The organism is Salinicola corii (assembly GCF_008298015.1).
Classification (GTDB): Bacteria; Pseudomonadota; Gammaproteobacteria; order Pseudomonadales; family Halomonadaceae; genus Salinicola; species Salinicola corii.
The window spans coordinates 70,958-87,275 of sequence record NZ_VTPX01000007.1; the positions used below are offsets into that span (position 1 = coordinate 70,958).

The 16,318-nt window shown below is 56.9% G+C and carries 14 protein-coding genes and 3 pseudogenes; 8 read left to right on the forward strand and 9 right to left on the reverse strand.

Features of this window, described 5'->3' with window-relative positions; translation table 11 throughout:
* Nucleotides 1-111 precede the first annotated feature (111 nt).
* From ssuC to F0A16_RS13140, 6 genes are all read left to right on the forward strand, one after another.
* A complete protein-coding gene (ssuC, locus tag F0A16_RS13115; protein ID WP_149435857.1) occupies nt 112-900 on the forward strand; it encodes an aliphatic sulfonate ABC transporter permease SsuC in 789 nt (262 codons plus the stop codon).
* Complete coding sequence (locus F0A16_RS13120) at nt 897-1,778, forward strand: ATP-binding cassette domain-containing protein (RefSeq protein ID WP_149435858.1); 882 nt, start codon at nt 897-899, stop codon at nt 1,776-1,778. The genes ssuC and F0A16_RS13120 overlap by 4 nt, the downstream gene beginning before the upstream one ends.
* Nucleotides 1,775-2,164, forward strand: coding sequence for a cysteine dioxygenase family protein (locus F0A16_RS22015; protein WP_239023825.1), 390 nt, complete (start codon nt 1,775-1,777; stop codon nt 2,162-2,164). The genes F0A16_RS13120 and F0A16_RS22015 overlap by 4 nt, the downstream gene beginning before the upstream one ends.
* A gap of 265 nt (nt 2,165-2,429) precedes the next feature.
* Nucleotides 2,430-3,398, forward strand: coding sequence for an aliphatic sulfonate ABC transporter substrate-binding protein (locus tag F0A16_RS13130; RefSeq protein WP_149435859.1), 969 nt, complete (start codon nt 2,430-2,432; stop codon nt 3,396-3,398).
* Between the two features lie 2 nt (nt 3,399-3,400).
* Nucleotides 3,401-4,579, forward strand: coding sequence for an FMNH2-dependent alkanesulfonate monooxygenase (gene ssuD / locus F0A16_RS13135; protein ID WP_149435860.1), 1,179 nt, complete (start codon nt 3,401-3,403; stop codon nt 4,577-4,579).
* Between the two features lie 172 nt (nt 4,580-4,751).
* Entirely contained in the window at nt 4,752-5,771 is a 1,020-nt protein-coding gene (locus F0A16_RS13140; protein WP_149435861.1) for a sulfonate ABC transporter substrate-binding protein, read from the forward strand.
* An 81-nt stretch (nt 5,772-5,852) separates the two neighbouring features.
* On the opposite strand, the gene F0A16_RS13145 is transcribed toward F0A16_RS13140, so the two are convergent.
* The 3 genes and pseudogenes from F0A16_RS13145 to istA form a co-directional block, all read right to left on the reverse strand.
* Complete coding sequence (locus tag F0A16_RS13145; RefSeq protein ID WP_149435862.1) at nt 5,853-6,173, reverse strand: rhodanese-like domain-containing protein; 321 nt, start codon at nt 6,171-6,173, stop codon at nt 5,853-5,855.
* A 273-nt stretch (nt 6,174-6,446) separates the two neighbouring features.
* A pseudogene (gene istB, locus F0A16_RS13150) lies at nt 6,447-7,246 on the reverse strand (IS21-like element helper ATPase IstB).
* Nucleotides 7,246-8,429: pseudogene (istA, locus tag F0A16_RS13155) on the reverse strand (IS21 family transposase). The pseudogenes istB and istA overlap by 1 nt, the downstream one beginning before the upstream one ends.
* Nucleotides 8,430-8,535: 106 nt before the next feature.
* Here istA and F0A16_RS13160 point away from each other — a divergent pair.
* A pseudogene (locus F0A16_RS13160) lies at nt 8,536-8,941 on the forward strand (integrase core domain-containing protein); the annotation flags it as partial.
* Here F0A16_RS13160 and F0A16_RS13165 read toward each other — a convergent pair.
* The 6 genes from F0A16_RS13165 to F0A16_RS13190 form a co-directional block, all read right to left on the reverse strand.
* Nucleotides 8,910-10,061, reverse strand: coding sequence for a polysaccharide pyruvyl transferase family protein (locus F0A16_RS13165; protein WP_149435863.1), 1,152 nt, complete (start codon nt 10,059-10,061; stop codon nt 8,910-8,912). The pseudogene F0A16_RS13160 and the gene F0A16_RS13165 sit on opposite strands and share 32 nt — an antisense overlap.
* Before the next feature lie 92 nt (nt 10,062-10,153).
* Nucleotides 10,154-11,224, reverse strand: coding sequence for a hypothetical protein (locus tag F0A16_RS13170; RefSeq protein ID WP_149435864.1), 1,071 nt, complete (start codon nt 11,222-11,224; stop codon nt 10,154-10,156).
* Between the two features lie 288 nt (nt 11,225-11,512).
* Nucleotides 11,513-12,334, reverse strand: coding sequence for a hypothetical protein (locus F0A16_RS13175; protein WP_149435865.1), 822 nt, complete (start codon nt 12,332-12,334; stop codon nt 11,513-11,515).
* A 52-nt stretch (nt 12,335-12,386) separates the two neighbouring features.
* Nucleotides 12,387-13,262: an ABC transporter permease gene (locus F0A16_RS13180; RefSeq protein ID WP_149435866.1), complete on the reverse strand. Its 876-nt coding sequence runs from the start codon at nt 13,260-13,262 to the stop codon at nt 12,387-12,389.
* Nucleotides 13,259-14,080, reverse strand: coding sequence for an ABC transporter ATP-binding protein (locus tag F0A16_RS13185; RefSeq protein ID WP_223119789.1), 822 nt, complete (start codon nt 14,078-14,080; stop codon nt 13,259-13,261). The genes F0A16_RS13180 and F0A16_RS13185 overlap by 4 nt, the downstream gene beginning before the upstream one ends.
* A complete protein-coding gene (locus tag F0A16_RS13190) occupies nt 14,081-15,109 on the reverse strand; it encodes an ABC transporter substrate-binding protein (RefSeq protein ID WP_149435867.1) in 1,029 nt (342 codons plus the stop codon).
* Between the two features lie 219 nt (nt 15,110-15,328).
* On the opposite strand from F0A16_RS13190, the gene F0A16_RS13195 reads away from it, so the two are divergent.
* Nucleotides 15,329-16,261 carry a TauD/TfdA dioxygenase family protein gene (locus tag F0A16_RS13195; RefSeq protein ID WP_149435868.1) on the forward strand — a complete coding sequence of 311 codons (933 nt, stop codon included), beginning with the start codon at nt 15,329-15,331 and terminating at the stop codon, nt 16,259-16,261.
* Nucleotides 16,262-16,318 lie beyond the last annotated feature (57 nt).

The following is a 16,318-nucleotide window of genomic DNA, read 5'->3' on the forward strand; positions in this document are numbered from 1 at the left end:
ATTTCTCGCTACATATCCAATTCTTTATTTCTCATTTCACCAGCACGATCGGACGCTGTTACTTTCTTCAACACTGCACGACATCATTGTCCGTATCCGAGGAAAATAGCGATGGCTCCGATCAATCGACGCACGCTGAATCGCGTCCTTCCGTGGCTGGTTCCCGTTGCCATATTACTGATTTGGCAACTGGCGGTATCCGCCGGTTTCATCTCCAGCCGCGTAATGCCGGCGCCCTCGGCCGTGCTCCAAGCCGGCTGGGAACTCTCCCGTAACGGCGAGCTCTTTCATCATCTCTTGATCAGTTTCCAGCGGGCCGCGTTCGGCTTTCTGATCGGTGGCAGCATCGGACTGCTTCTCGGCATGATCAGCGGTCTTTCGTGGTGGGGCGAGAAGCTCCTCGACAGCACCGTGCAGATGGTGCGCAACGTCCCCCATCTGGCGCTGATCCCGCTGGTCATCCTGTGGTTCGGCATCGACGAGACCGCGAAGATCTTTCTGGTCGCCCTGGGCACCGCCTTTCCCATCTACCTGAACACCTTTCACGGCATCCGCAGCATCGACGCCGATCTCATGGAGATGGCCAGAAGCTATGGCCTTTCAGGACGGGCACTGTTTACCAACGTCGTGTTGCCCGGCGCGATGCCCTCCATTCTGGTCGGTGTGCGCTACTCGCTGGGCCTGATGTGGCTGACGCTGATCGTCGCCGAAACCATTTCGGCCAATTCGGGTATCGGCTATCTGGCGATGAACGCCCGTGAATTCCTGCAAACCGATGTGGTGGTTCTCGCCATCGTGCTCTACGCCATTCTCGGCAAGCTCGCCGATGAATCCGCCCGTTTTCTCGAGCGCCGCTGGTTGCGCTGGAATCCCGCCTATAGCGGAGGTCAAGTCCAATGAGTCCATCCACGATCTTTCATCGTCGCGGCGGTTTTTCCGAGTGCCATGACGACGCCCACCAGACGGCCGTCTACCGCGAGACCTCGGCGGCGAGCCGACACCGGGGTGGCAGCCATCTGCGGCTCGATGGCGTCACCAAGCGTTTCGGCGACCTGCCGGTACTCGAGGCGCTCCAGTTGGAGATACCCAAGGGCCAGTTCGTCGCCATCGTCGGCCGCAGTGGCTGCGGCAAGAGCACGCTGCTGAAGCTGATCGCGGGGCTGGAGACGCTCAGTGACGGTAAGCTGAGCGCCGACGACCAGCCGCTCTCCGCCCACCGCGACGACACGCGATTGATGTTTCAGGAGGCGCGCCTGCTGCCCTGGAAGAGCGTGCTCGATAACGTCGGGCTCGGTCTCAAGGGAGATTGGCGCATGCGCGCGCTGGAGGCGCTGCGCGAGGTGGGACTGGAGGACAAGGCGGCCATGTGGCCGTCACAGCTCTCCGGAGGGCAACGGCAGCGCGTCGCCCTGGCGCGGGCACTGATCCATCAGCCGCGTCTGCTGCTGCTCGACGAGCCGCTGGGTGCACTGGATGCACTGACCCGGCTGGAGATGCACGCGCTGATCGAGAAACTGTGGCAACGCCACGGTTTTACCGTACTGCTGGTCACCCATGACGTGCCCGAAGCCGTGCAACTGGCCGACCGTGTCATCGTGCTGGAAGACGGCCACATCGGCCTGGATCTAGAGATACCACTGCCACGGCCACGGCCACGGGAACCGGCCTCGCCCGGCGTCTCGGCGCTGGAGACGCAAGTTCTGCATCGTGTCCTCGGCCGCGAGGACACCGTGCGTGACGAGGCGGCGCCCTCGCGCCAGCCGGAGCTGCTGTCATGAGTAGCGTCGCGGCGACAGCCGCATCCCCGGTAGCGCCCGAATCGGCGGCCCAGCGCACCGTGGCACTAAGAGACTTCGTCCAGTTCGTCACCGCGATCGTCGACGAGCGTCTGCCGGCGACGGAGACCCTGCGTCGGATCACCCCGGCGCTGCAGGCTCTGTTGCGCGACGACGACTGGCTGCTGCCGACCTTTACGGTGCCCCACGATGATCACTACCAGCAATATCTGCTGCACTGCGACGCCCAGGAGCGCTTCTCCGTCGTCAGCTTCGTCTGGGGACCGGGGCAGCAGACACCGATTCACGACCATGGCGTCTGGGGTCTGATCGGCATGCTGCGGGGCAGTGAAATTTCCACCCCTACCGCTCCGGAGCCGACAGACTGACGGCCGGTGAACCGGTTCGCCTGCACCCCGGCGACGTCGAGACCTTCGAACCGAGAACCGGTGACATCCACCGGGTCCGCAACGCCCATGCCGATCGCACCTCGATCAGCATCCATGTCTACGGGGCCAACATCGGCCGCGTTCGACGTCACGTATTTACCGAGGACGGCGCGGTGAAACCGTTCGTTTCGGGATTCTCATCCGATGTCGTGCCCAACCTCTGGGGCTGACGCACCATCGATTCCCTTGGACCCGAGGAAAGACAATGTCCCTTCGTTTCCCGCGCACAATCGCGGCACTATTCGCCATGACGCTGATCGCGGCACCAATGGAGACATTCGCCAGCGATACCGTTCGTATCGGCTATCAACGTTCGTCCACCCTGATGGGGCTCATACGCGACAGTGGCGTGTTGGATGATCGCCTCGCGCAGCAGGGCGTGGACATTCGCTGGCATGAATTCACCAGCGGATTGCCCATGCTCGAAGCGCTCAACTTGGGCGATCTGGATCTCAGTGCGGACGTGGCCGACACCGTGCCGATCTTTGCCCAGGCCGCCAACGTCGATCTGACGTTCTACGCCACCGAGGCGCCATCACCGGCAGGACAGGCGATGATCGTGCATGCCGACAGCAGTATCGACAGTGTCGCCGATCTAAAAGGCAAGCGCGTCACGGTCACTCGCGGCGCCGGGAATCACTATCTGCTGCTGGCCGCGCTCAATCGCGCCGGGCTTACGCTCGATGACGTCCAGGTCTCTTATCTGACGCCCTCGGACGCCCGCGCAGCCTTCGTACAGAAGAACGTCGATGCCTGGATTGCCTGGGAGCCCTATCTCTCCACGGCACGTGCCCAGGACGACACCCGCACGATAGTGGACGGCAGCGATGGCCTCGCAAACTATACCCGCTTCTATCTCGCCGCCACGCCCTACGCCGAGTCCCATCCGGAAGTCGTTGGAACCGTTTATCGCACGCTGAAGGAGGCCGGCGACTGGGTGCGCGCCCATCGCCACGAGGCGGCCCAACGCTTGAGTCCACTCTGGGGCGGGATCGATCCGAAGATTATCGAAGCGGCGCTCAGCAATCGCAGTTATCAGGTCGAGCCAGTATCAAAAGCCCAATTCGACGAGCAGCAGCAAATCGTGGATGCATTCCTGGAAGCCGGCGTGCTGCCGCGCAAAGTCGATACGCGCGATGCACACATTTATGAGCCCACAAACGAGGAGCAATGATCATGGCTTCGCAAACGACCGACACGCCAGCCAAGCTTAAAGTGCTCTGGTTTCTACCGACTCACGGTGACGGCCATTACCTGGGAACCTCGAAAGGTGGTCGTAACGTCGATATCAACTATCTCCGGCAGATTGCCCAATCTGCCGACCAGCTCGGTTACTACGGTGTACTACTTCCAACTGGCCGCAGTTGCGAGGACTCCTGGGTCGTCGCCTCGGCACTGGCGCCTCTGACGCAGCGTCTGCGATTCCTGGTCGCGGTCCGCCCCGGCCTGCAGTCCCCTTCTGTAGCCGCGCGCATGACGGCAACGCTTGACCGGATCTCTGGAGGCAGACTGCTGATCAATGTCGTGACGGGAGGCGACCCGATCGAGAATAAAGGCGACGGCGTTTTCCTGGATCATGACGAACGCTATGAAGTAACACGCGAGTTTCTCGATGTGTACCAGCGTCTGCTGGCGGGCGACACCGTCAATCACACTGGAAAGCATCTTCGCATCGAAGACGGCAAGCTAATTTTCCAGCCAGTCACGCCGAATGGCCCTCCCCTTTACTTTGGCGGCTCTTCGAACTCGGCAATCGATGTCGCGGCAAACACTATCGACAAATATCTCACTTGGGGCGAGCCGCCCGAGCAGGTCGCCGAAAAGGTTGCTACCGTGCGTGCTGCGGCGGCCAGAGTCGGGCGTGAGGTGACGTTTGGCATCCGGCTGCACGTCATCGTCAGGGAAACGGATGAAGAGGCGTGGCAGGCGGCAGATAAATTGATTGAACATCTCGACGACGAAACGATCGCCGCCGCACAGAAAGTCTTTTCACGGATGGACTCCGTTGGCCAGTCACGAATGGCAAAACTCCATCAGGGTAACCGCACTGAACTCGAAATAAGCCCTAACCTGTGGGCCGGCGTCGGGCTGGTGCGCGGCGGCGCCGGTACCGCCCTGGTCGGCAGTCCTGAAACCGTCGCGGCGCGTATGCGTGAGTATCAGGGGATCGGTATCGACACTTTCATCATGTCGGGCTATCCGCATCTTGAAGAGGCGTGGCGTTTCGGCGAATCCGTGCTGCCGCTTCTACCCCTGGAGACGGAAATCAATACATCGGATAAGACTGCCAACATGGGGCCTTTTGGCGAAACAATTGCCAATATTGAAAGACCAAAATCTGCATCTACCGCATAAAAATTATCCACCCAACGACATCCTAAACAACATATAGAAAGTACATACCTGGCTGCCATTGCGGCCCTTTTTTTGTTTTTCTTGAATAAGTTTGTTATCTAAAAACACTTCTCTCATCAGAAAGTCTTACTTACATTCTAACCTTCACATATGTCACCAAGGGATCTCTGAAATGAAGTCCACCGAAAAGCGGCTTTTAACACCACAACATGTCAGGAAACACTCTCAAACACCTCATGAAAAGCGACTGAAATGCCTCACACTCTCTGCACTAATTCTGATGTTTTCAGCCGCCTCTGCCGTGGCGGCCGATGATCCCGAAAGTGTGCAGGTAGGCTTTCAGAAAGGCAGTATTCTGGCACTTCTCAAAGCGCGGGGGACGTTGGACGAAGCATTGGAGAAGCAGGATATCGATGCGGAGTGGATCGAATTCCCCGCCGGACCTCAGATGCTGGAGGCGCTGAACCTGGGCAGTATCGATTTCGCCACCACTGGCGATGCTCCTCCCATCTTCGCCCAAGCGGCTAATGCCGATCTGGTCTACGTGTCACGAACCCCTGCCAACCCCAAGACCGAAGCGATCCTGGTACCCAAGGACTCGTCGATACGGTCCTTGAAAGACCTCAAGGGTAAATCCATTGCCTTGAACAAAGGCTCTGACGTTAATTACCTATTGCCGGTGGCGTTGAAATCCGCAGGGCTCGAATACACCGATATCACACCGCGATATCTCAAGCCCGCCGATGCCCGTGCTGCTTTTCAACAAGGATCGGTAGATGCGTGGGTGATCTGGGACCCCTACTACGCCGAAGCGGAAACCAATGCCGGTGCCCGCAAGCTAGCCGACGCCACGGGCCTGGTGCCACACTATAGCTTCTACCTGTCGAGCCGGGATTTTGCGGAGAAATACCCTGCGCTCATCGAACTTTTCAATCAGCAGATAGCGGATGTCAGCCAGCAGACAACGGCGCATCCCGAAGAGGCGGCCGAGATTCTGTCGAAAGCCACCGACCTGTCAGCCCCCATCTGGCAGCGCGCCATCGAACGAACACAATACGCACTGGAACCCGTGACCGACGATATTTTCGCGGAGCAGCAAGATCTGGCCGATACCTTCAGGGAGATAGGTCTGATCCCGAATGCCGTAGACGTGAGTAAGGCACGACTGGAGACGGAGACCGCTATCCAGTAAGCGTCCTGGCGCTGATTGAACCAATGTTAGTCGTACCCGAATGCCATCCAAAGGCGATGACAAAAGCCAAGAGCCCCACCGTCAAGGCCGATGGGGCTTTTCCTCCCATCCCTTCAACCCGCCGGCCAGCAGGGCAACATCCCGATAACCGCAGTCTTTCAGTTTTCTCAGTGCCCGCTCGGCCAGCCCTTCGCCATTGTCGTAGATCGTGATGGGCGTGTGAAAACGCAGCAATCTCGCATAGACGTCCACCAGTTCGAGTCGAGACAATGGGATATTGATCGCAAACAGTGGATGGCTCTCGGCATACCGGGCTTCCTCGCGTACGTCTACCAGCGCCAATTCCTGCTTGTCCAACAGAGCCTGGCGAATCTCACGATAATGGCGTTTGGGATAAGTCATCGGATGGAGCTCCTGAAAGCGAGACCGAAGGTCGTCCACTCTGAATAACGAGGTGGTTCCGGTATATTCCCTCGTCAACTCGCTAACCCTACCAATAATGGCAATGAATATGCTGGCAATATTCCCTATAACGGCGGTCTCCTTGTTGTGATGAGGGTCACACAAGGACCTCATAGGCCACGATGGCTGCCCCTGGAAAGTCATTCCGTAGGAACTATGTCAACGCCATTGAAGGCTGTCCGGATTTCATCACTTCAGATTGTCCGGTTTTTATCAGTGCTCTTTCATCGGAACAGGTTCAGGGTCGTGTGAGTGCTCGTCCTCCTTCGTGGCAGGTGTAGTCACCAAGCCGGCTCGTCGCTTGTCCTTCAGCCGGTAGCTCTCGCCTTTGATGTTCAGTGTCGTGGAGTGGTGGAGAAGTCGATCCAGGATCGCCGTGGCGATGACTTGATCGCCGAAGATCTCGCCCCAGTCCATGAACGACTTGTTCGAGGTGAGGAGGGTGCTGGCCCGCTCGTAGCGCCGGTTGATCAAGCGAAAGAACAGGCTGGCTTCCTCGCGGGTCATGGGAAGGTAACCCATCTCGTCGAGCACCAGCACCTTGGGGTAGGTCAACTGCTGGAGTTGGCGATCCAGACGATTCTCCTGCCGTGAGCGCATCAGCGTGCTGACCAGCCCAGAGTCATGAACAGCACGCGGTGGCCGGCTTCGGCGGCCTTCACCGCCAAGGCGACGGCGAGGTGCGTCTTGCCCACGCCGGGCGGGCCGAGCAGCACCACGTTTTCGCCGCGTTCGACGAAGCCCAGGCCGGCCAAGTCGCGCACGATCTTGTGGTCGATGCTGGGCTGGAAGCTGAAGTCGAACTGCTCCAGGGTCTTGATCCAGGGCAGGCGGGCCTGCTTCAGACGGGATTCCAGCCCCTTCTGGTGGCGTCCGCCCCACTCCTGGACGAGGGCCTGCTCGAGGAACTCGCGGTAGTTCAGGTCTTGCTTGCTGGCATGCTCGCAGAGGCTGCCGAGCGAGGCCTGGAGATGCTCCATCTTCAGACGGTTGAGTCGCTGTTCCAGAGCCATCACAGCACCTCCTCGTAGACCCGCAGGTCACGCTGCTGCACTGACAGGGTCTGCTGCCACAGGGCGGCATGGTGCTCCGGGACCGTGTGCCATCCGGCCTGTGGTGCTTGCAGGCGGTGCTGGGCGATGGCATCACCGGCCGGCGAGTAGACGGTCAGTTCAACGTCCAGGCTCAACCGGATCACCACCGCCTGGCCACAGTAGCGCTCGGGGACGCTGTAGCGGTTGCCACGGACTTCGATGTAGCCGTCCCAGCCGACCTGGCGCAGGTCGTGGTAGCGGGTATCGAAGTCGGTGGCGGGCAGCGCCTGGAAGGCCCCCACCTCAGCGGTAAAGCGCTCGGCCGGGGTCTGGCGGAACTGCCGTAACGGCCGCTGATCGGCGACCCGTTCCAGCCACAGCTGGAGCAGCTGGTTCAGGTGGGTATAGCTCTCGAACTGCCGGTAACGCTGGAAGAAGTGCTGCTTCACATAGCCCACCATGCGTTCGATCTTGCCCTTGGTGCGCGGGCGCTGTGGACGGCACGCCTTGGGGGCGAAGCCGTAGTGGTTGGCCAGTTGCAGGAAGCCGGCATTGAAGATGACACGGTGGTCCCGGTCGTGCTTCAACACCGCCGCCTTCTGGTTGTCGACCAGCACCGTGCGCGGTACGCCGCCGAAGTGGCGGAAGGCCTGCACCAGCGCCTCATAGGTGTGCTCGGCATCCTGGCTGGGCGCCGCCCAGGCATGGAAGCGCCGCGAATAGCCCAGCGTGTGTTGACCGCAAAATTGACCTTGCAGCGCTGGCCGGTGATGACCGTCTCGATTTCGCCCCAGTCGTGCTGGAGCTGGAAGCCGGGCTGAGTCTCGAAGCGCACGGTCTGCTTGCTCGGCCGTAGCGCTCGCTTGGGCTGGATGTACATGCGTACGATGGTGCTGCCGCCGGTGTAGCCCTGCTCACGGATCAACTGGAATATCACCTCGGGGTTCCAGACATTGTCGGCCAGCAGCTGATCGATGATTGGCTTGTAGGGGTCCAGCTTGCTGACCCGCGGCTTGGTCGGTCGCCCGGAGGGTGCCTCCTCGCGGGCCAAATGGCGACGCACGGTCCGTTCGCAACAGCCAATCTGATGAGCGATGTCCACGAGGTGGGCGCCTCGCTGGTGAAGTTGCCTTATCATGAGAAAGTCCTCTCGGCTCAGCATGGCGCGGCCCTTACAGGTTTGGTCACCAGCAAGGAAAGGTCATGCGGGTCGGGGGGCAATCTGTTTTGATGATTTACGGACTTATAGCTCCGGCGTCGACAACTACGGCAAATCGTTCACCGATCGCTTCACGCGGACGGGTGAGCGCAAGCCCAGCGCCCCCCGCCCCCTTCGATCAAGAGTGCCAAGTCCATGGTATCGAACACCGCCTGATCCAGCCAGGAAAACCACAAACGAACGGCATGGTGGAACGCTTCAACGGCCGTATCAGCGACGTGCTGGCAACTCGGCGCTATACCTCAGGCGAGGACCTGGAGCAGACGCTCAAACGCTACACTTGGCTGTATAATCACCACATCCCGCAGAAGGCCCTGCACCATCAATCACCGATTGCGGTGATGAAGGAATGGCAGACCCAACATCCTGAGTTATTGACCAAACGGATGGTCAATCACACGGGACCCGACATCTATATATTATTTACGGAGAACACAGACTGTACATCCTCTTAGAGAGTTCAAGTTTACTTTCATGACTGGACATGTCACACACCGTGATAGGAGAATCAAATATTTTACCCTTATTGACGATGGCACTCGAACTAAAGTTGGCAACCGTAAACGTCGACCCCCGATCGACTATCGACTGGTGCTTAATGTCATAGTATTTGCTGTCTTTCATGTATATGCCATGCAATCCGGCTCGGGCTAAGACGAAATGGACATGAAAGCGAGAACAGATGACGAAGTCTTTTGAGCCGATTTTGACCTTATGATCCAGGGCATCCTTGACTTCCAGTTTTTTGAGGTTGGGAAGCTTCTTTTTCAGATAGGTGAAGACCTCTTTATCTTGCCAGGGATAGCTTTCCCAGAAGATTGTTTCTTCGAACTTTTCGGAGAATTTTTTTAGTCTATCCCAATATCTTTCACTGGCCTGACTGATATTGTAGGAGAGATAGGAGAGGTAGAGCCGTGGACCGGTTTCATCTCGCTGAAAGAGGTCTCCGGTCGATAACAGGTAGCAGTCATCCAGCCCGTAGTGGAAGGCGGCTTCTCCGAAGGTTTTCTTCAAGAAGCGGAAGTTGTCTACGTCTCGTAGCTCGAATAATCTGAACTGCTTGAATATATCGTGGATCACACCTTGAATCTCAGCCCCCGGCACAGGTACCGGGCCAAAGCCAATGCCGGTCGCAAAAATCTCGGTTCCGTGCTTCTCCTTCAGCGCAGCCAGCAGCCCAATATAGAAACCCTTTTCGGGGTCGTAGTTGTTCAGATAGCCGCCACCATGGAGGTGGATGATATCCGCCTCCAGCAATGGCGTTAGCTGGTATCCTGCGTATTTTTCCAGCCCCCGTTTTTCGATGAACGTATAACCACGAATGATTTGTTCCCAGAAGTTGATGCCGACATAGCTTTTGGCGACCTGAACCAGATCATCTTGAAATTGGATTCTGTTTTTTCCTGTGGCGTGCTGATCATGTAATTTCCTGGAATTTTCTGCCAGGTTTTCATAGAAGGTGATGTTGCACTCTTCCGCATGGTTTCCGAAGAACTTCAGCCACCCTCGGACGATGAGCTCGTCCCCGTAATTGGGCGCTCCCGCGCCACCAATCAAAACAATATTCTTTTTCACGACTTACCTCACGACCATAAACAATTTGGATAACAATCAGAGCCACCGATTGCGCATGGCTACCGGGGGCGATGGCGACTGCGTCGTCCGTTTCAAACCTGGGTCGCTGCCAACTTTTTCAGATTTTGCATTCTTTTACTCAATTTCTCATCCGCACCTTTTGTGATCAGCGCCAGCGATAATATTTCTATCGATTCCCGGTAGGCCCCCACATTTTCTAGCCGAGTGGCGATGTCCAGAAGGACGGTGCCGATTGGCTTGTCACTGCATCTGCCGTTCAATTTCTGCAGGCTGGCTCTGATACGATTCTGGCTGGGCCTGGGAATCGGCACGTTATCTCCTGAGTTCAGATTGTACTGTGCGGCCAATTTGATGATCTCGCTATCCTGGGAAAGTTCGAGCAGGGGGATAAGGTAGCGTTTGGCGGCCTGCCCCGTCTGAATCAAGCTTTCCACCTTTTTGGTCAAGTACCACACCTTCTGTAGATTGGGTAGTTCTGGGACCTCGATAACACCTTGAAAGGCCTTTAACACAAAGCCTTTTAAAAGCCCGGCTTGTGATAGTGCTAGCGATGTGGTGTGCCCACAGTTATCCAACGTGACGACATTGAGTTTCCGATAGGCCGGCATGATGCATTCCGTAACATACCGGTGGTCCGTTTTTTCGAACGGATCATAAATAATCGTCGGCGTTATTGATGAACATACCGTGTCGCGTAAATAGCAGTGTTTGAATTTTTTCGATTGCCAATTGAAAATCGGGTGAAATGAATTTCTTGGGCTGAATGCGACGATTCTGGCATTGATCCCCCCGCCGAAATAGATCGCAGCATAGGCGCCGACAGAAGTGCCATAACTTATGACCTGCTTGTCCCTGATGTAAGGAGTCACGGCGCTTTCGAAGATTTCAATGGATAGACTCTGAAATCTGTCCTCGTCCGAACAAGAGACATAGATATTGTTGTAACCGTTCTTGAGGCAAAAATCCCGGTCACTGCCTTTATCCGAAACACCCGCTCCCAGGAAGGCAAAACTGATGACGGTTTTGTCACTTCCGATATCATGCAGTGTGATTCTGTAATATTCACCTTCCGCAATACGTTTGGTATGGACACCTTGATAATCAAAAGCGGCTAGGCGTCTGATGTTTTTCAGAAAATTCATAACAATACGCCAAGGACTCACACTATAAGTGGGATGAATTCACCTGTTGGTAATATTGCCACAAAGTAGTACATCACGAATGGATATAATCGGTTTCTTTTATAAAAAATATTCATACCTATTGCATAAAAGACGAAATACTCTTGATCACATTATCGTTTGTGATGCTCGTAGGAGATCTACATATAGGTGCGAGCAGCGATACGCTATCGTGACGTATTGGCCGTCAGCCGGCATTAGCTATAAGCAGCGGAAGATACAAAGTGACGGTATGTGAAGCAACGACAGTCAAACCGACGCTTCGGAAATGACTCGCTCGACCCAGTTACCACTGACGAAGTCCGGCTCAAAGCGAGATACCCTGCCCAGATCGCCTGGCTCGTTCAGTCCGGGCCACCAAACGTCCAAACCGCCGCGCTTGGCTTGCCGGGTCCATTCATCGAGGCGGGGAAAGCTCAGATTGCCTCTCCTGGCCTCTATCAGCGCATCCCGCGCCGGCGAAACCCAGCGAACGCCGTGCTCGTATAGCAGCAGCCATTCCCGTTCGGGCGTCTCGGTTACCACGTCCACCGCCAGCAGAGGATATCCCCGCCGGTGAAAGCTCAACGCGGCATCTCGAGCATGTGCGTGTTCGAGCAATGCCTCACCCTGAAGCCTAAGGATGACCCGGTCCGGCGACATGCCGAGACGAGCGAGCAGCCCTTCGAAGACCGAACCGTGAGACGCTTCGACGGCTTGAATATGACGCCAGTGCACGTCGACGATGAGACGTTTCTTGGCCTCGGGATCATAGGTCAGGTGATTGAGCGCGTGTAATACCCGCTGAAAGCGATCGACAAAAACGACGTCCTCACTATCCCACGCAAGAAAGTAAAGCGAGTCAGCGACCAGAGCACTACCGTGCACATCATGAATCTCGGTATAAGCTTCCCGTGCCTCGTGATCGAGGCGCTTGAGAGAATATACCGTGCGCTGTCTTGGATGCAGATGACGATCAAGCAGTGTCGCCGACACTACACCATTCTGATAGTGGAATCGGGCATGTTCCGATAACGTTGACCGGGGATTAAAAGTATCCAGGTGCCGGTTGAAATAGTCGACGACTTGCATAAGTGGCATCAGAAAGCCCTCCCAATTTGATAAATCGGCACTAGTGATGAATTCAGCCCGAGTTCTGCATGCCCCATCGACGCACAGTCAGCCTCTCCAGACTTTCGAACACCAGATTCTCCACCAGCAGGCCAATCAGGATAACGACGACCAAGCCGGCGAATACATTGTCCGTATACAACTCATTGCGATTCTGGAAGATGTACCAGCCGAGCCCCCCGCCGCCGGAGGACGCGCCGAATACCAACTCGGCCGCGATCAGCGTTCTCCAGGCGAACGCCCATCCGATTTTCAGTCCGGCCAGAATCGACGAGAGCGCCGCGGGGATCAGAAGGTGGATCACGTAACGAATGCCACGCAGACCATAATTTCGTCCCGCCATCCTCAGGGTTTCGGAGACACCCTGAAAACCGGCGTGAATGTTGACGGCCATCGCCCATAGCACGGAGTGAACAAGCACGAATATCAGACTCCCTTCCCCCAGGCCGAACCACAGCAGCGCAACGGGAAACAATGCGATGGCTGGCAACGGGCTGAACATCGAGGTCAGCGTACCCAGCAGATCTCGTCCCAGGCGCGTGGATAGCGCGCCAGTGGTCAGTGCGAGAGCACCGATGACGCCCAAGGCATAGCCTTTAATCAACACCGAAATAGAATTGGCCACTTTCACGGGCAAAGTGCCGTCGAGCGTGCCGGCTAGCAACGCATCCGCCGTTTCCAGTGCTCCCGGCAGCATCAACGGATTGTTCTGATAGCGCGCCAGTGCCTCCCAGATTAGCGCCAGCACCAACAGGATGACACCCTTGCGGAAGAGCGTTATATCCCAGAGTCTTTGCCGAAAGGGCCGTGTTTGCACCAGTGAGCGATTATCGATGGGCGCCAAATCCACGTATCGGTCCTCGCGGGTCCTGAAGGAGGACTGGTTCATGTTGGTGCCTCGAATAACAATCGATGAATGTGCTGCCCGCGTTGCTGTGTGGTCGGACTACCCAGACTGTTCAGCGAATCGGTACCACAGTCGAGTTCAGCCCTGACCCGGCCAGGATGAGGCGACAGCAGCAATACCCGGTTCCCGACGATCTGTGCCTCTTCGATGGAGTGGGTGACAAACAGCAGCGTCGAGGCCGTCTGCTCGCAAAGCGCCAGCAACTCTTCCTGCATCTTTCGGCGTGTCAGGGCATCAAGCGCTGCAAAAGGTTCATCCATCAGCAGGATTTTCGGCTCCATTGCCAATGCCCGGGCGATCGCCACACGTTGCTTCATTCCGCCGGAGAGCGTGTGAGGATAGGCATCGGCGAAATTCGATAGCCCCACCGTTTCCAGCACCTCATTCGCTCTGTCCTCGGCAGCTCGACGATCGAGCCCCCGAGCGATTCGGAGCGGAAAGCCGATATTCTGCCGAACGCTCTTCCATGGCATGAGCTGGTCAAAATCCTGGAATACCACCAGGCGATCGGGGCTTGGTCCACGAATGGTCATTCCATCCAGCCGAATAGCACCCGCCGTTGGACAGATGAAACCTGCAATCGCCTTGAGCAGAGTCGACTTGCCACATCCGGACGGCCCCAGCAACACGAATCGATCGGCAGGCAGCACGTCGAAACTGACCGCCTGCGTGGCCCTGACCCGCCGCTCTCTCGTAACGTAATCCAACGTCACGCCATCGACTGCCAGCCGCGGCCTCGCTTTGCCGTTTACTGACGGCTTTTCAAAATCGGGAGCAGCCAGAGGGTTCAATACACCCACTTAACTACCCTCCCAGCGGCTCGCGTCATCGACGAAGTAATCCAGCCAGTCCGCCGGCTGATTGCGGATGGCGCCCACATGATAAAGAAACGCTGCCAGCGGGTATGTATTACGAGGAACGGGCGTGAATCGAATTTTCGGATCGGTGATGATCGACTCTAGCGTCGCCGTATCGAGCTTTGAATGCGTCACTCGACGATAGATTTCGGCAGACTGCTCGGGATGTGCGTTGATGAAGCGATCGGCGTCTTCCAGCGCCTCGACGAATAACTGATAGAGCTGCGGGCTCTGCTGATAAAAGCTCGACTTGGCATAGATCAGCGTCGGAGTGATCGGTCCACCGACGATATCGTAGGAACTCAGCACTCGATGGACGTCCGGGTCTTCAAGCGACTGATATTGATAAGGAATATTGGAAAAATTAGCGCTAATCTCCGTCTCTCCCGAGATCAATGCCGCCGTGGCATCAGGGTGGGGTAGCGATACGGTAAGGTCATCCAATTTGTCGTACTGTTCCTCTCCATACACCTTGGCCGTGGCCATCTGCAGAAGACGCGACTGAACCGACACGCTCACGGCCGGCACCGCAATCTTGTCCCCAGGACCGAAATCCTTTAGCGACTCGATTTTAGGGTTATTGGTTACCAGATCATTGGGGAACTCGCCCAATGCTGCAAATGCCTTGACATCCAGGCTCCCTCGCGTGCGATCCCACGCCGTCAGCAGCGGCCCGACACCCGCACTCGCGATATCGACACTATCCGACAGGAGCGCGCTGTTGACGTTGGCTCCGCCCGAGAGCTGAACCCACTCTACGTCAAGATCAATGCCTGCGGCCTTAGCTTTTTCCTCGAGCAGACCCTGATCTCGAATCACATGCAGCGGCAGGTAGACGAGCCCGTACTGCTCGGCGATGCGCAATGTCTCGGCACTGGCATTCTCGCTCATAGTCATCGTGGACGTCGCAATAGCCAAGGCGCCGGCAATAACCGAGATTCGCAGATTCGCCGTTGATAGTCGCGATAGCATCGATGTCATTCCTTCATTCGTAAATCATCACAGAAAACTCACCCGTTACCCCGAACACGTTAAGGCAAGCGAGGCAATGGCCACCAATCAGAGTTTGGCCATTGCTAATCACAACGTTTGCTAAGCAAAAACCGCCTTTGCTTTACACAATAATGGATTTAACACAGGCGTCTCGGTGAAGGATCATTCGACTTATGAATCACGCTAGAGGAACTAGCCATGCCTTACCGAACGCTAGACGTTAAACCCACAGCGGGCGCCATCGGCGCCGAGATCAGCGGGCTGGATTTGGGAACCCCGCTCTCTGCACGCCAATGGGACGAGTTCAACCTCGCGTTTCAGGAATATCAGGTGCTGTTCTTCTACGACCAGCAGCTGACACGGGATCAGCATCTCTCGCTGGGCCGGCGATTTGGCGAACTGCATATTCACCCGATGACGCCCGGACCTGAGGGCTACCCGGAAATTTTCCCCATTCATGCCGATGCCAATTCATCGAATGATGTACGAGAGATTCGGCAAGGTCGGCGGCGCGCCATCAACGGTAATCATTGGCACTCTGATGTCTCTTGCGACGAGGAGCCACCATTAGGGAGTCTGTTGTATCTTCACGAAGTCCCACCTGTCGGCGGGGATACGCTGTTCGCCAGCGGCTACGCCGCATTCGAGGCTCTGTCACCAGCAATGCAAACATTCTTAACGGGGCTGAAGTCAAGACATTCAGGGGAGGAGAACTACAAGCTGCGCTATGCCGGTCGACAAGCCCAGGATCGAAGCGCCTACGGCTTCCAGAACGGGCAGACCTACCCTGAAGCGATCCATCCCGTCGTCAGGACCCATCCGGAGACCGGACGTCAGGCGTTATTCGTCAATCCGGGGTTCACCGCCGAGATCGTCGATCTGGCGCCAGCGGAGAGCCGGGCGCTACTCGACTTCCTCTACCACCACCAAACCCAGCCTGAATTCACGGTTCGCTTCCGCTGGAAGCCGAACACACTGGCGATTTGGGACAACCGCTGCGTGCTACATCGGGCGATCTACGACTACGCTGGCCAGACACGCAGTGGAGAACGCGTCACCATCAAAGGCGACAAACCCTACTACGTGGACGCGAAGCCACAATGGTCACCGGCCAACGTGTTCTCCGGTTGAGCCACCTATGAAAAGCCCGCCTGGCGGCGGGCTTCGGAAACACGAGTAACCCGTCGC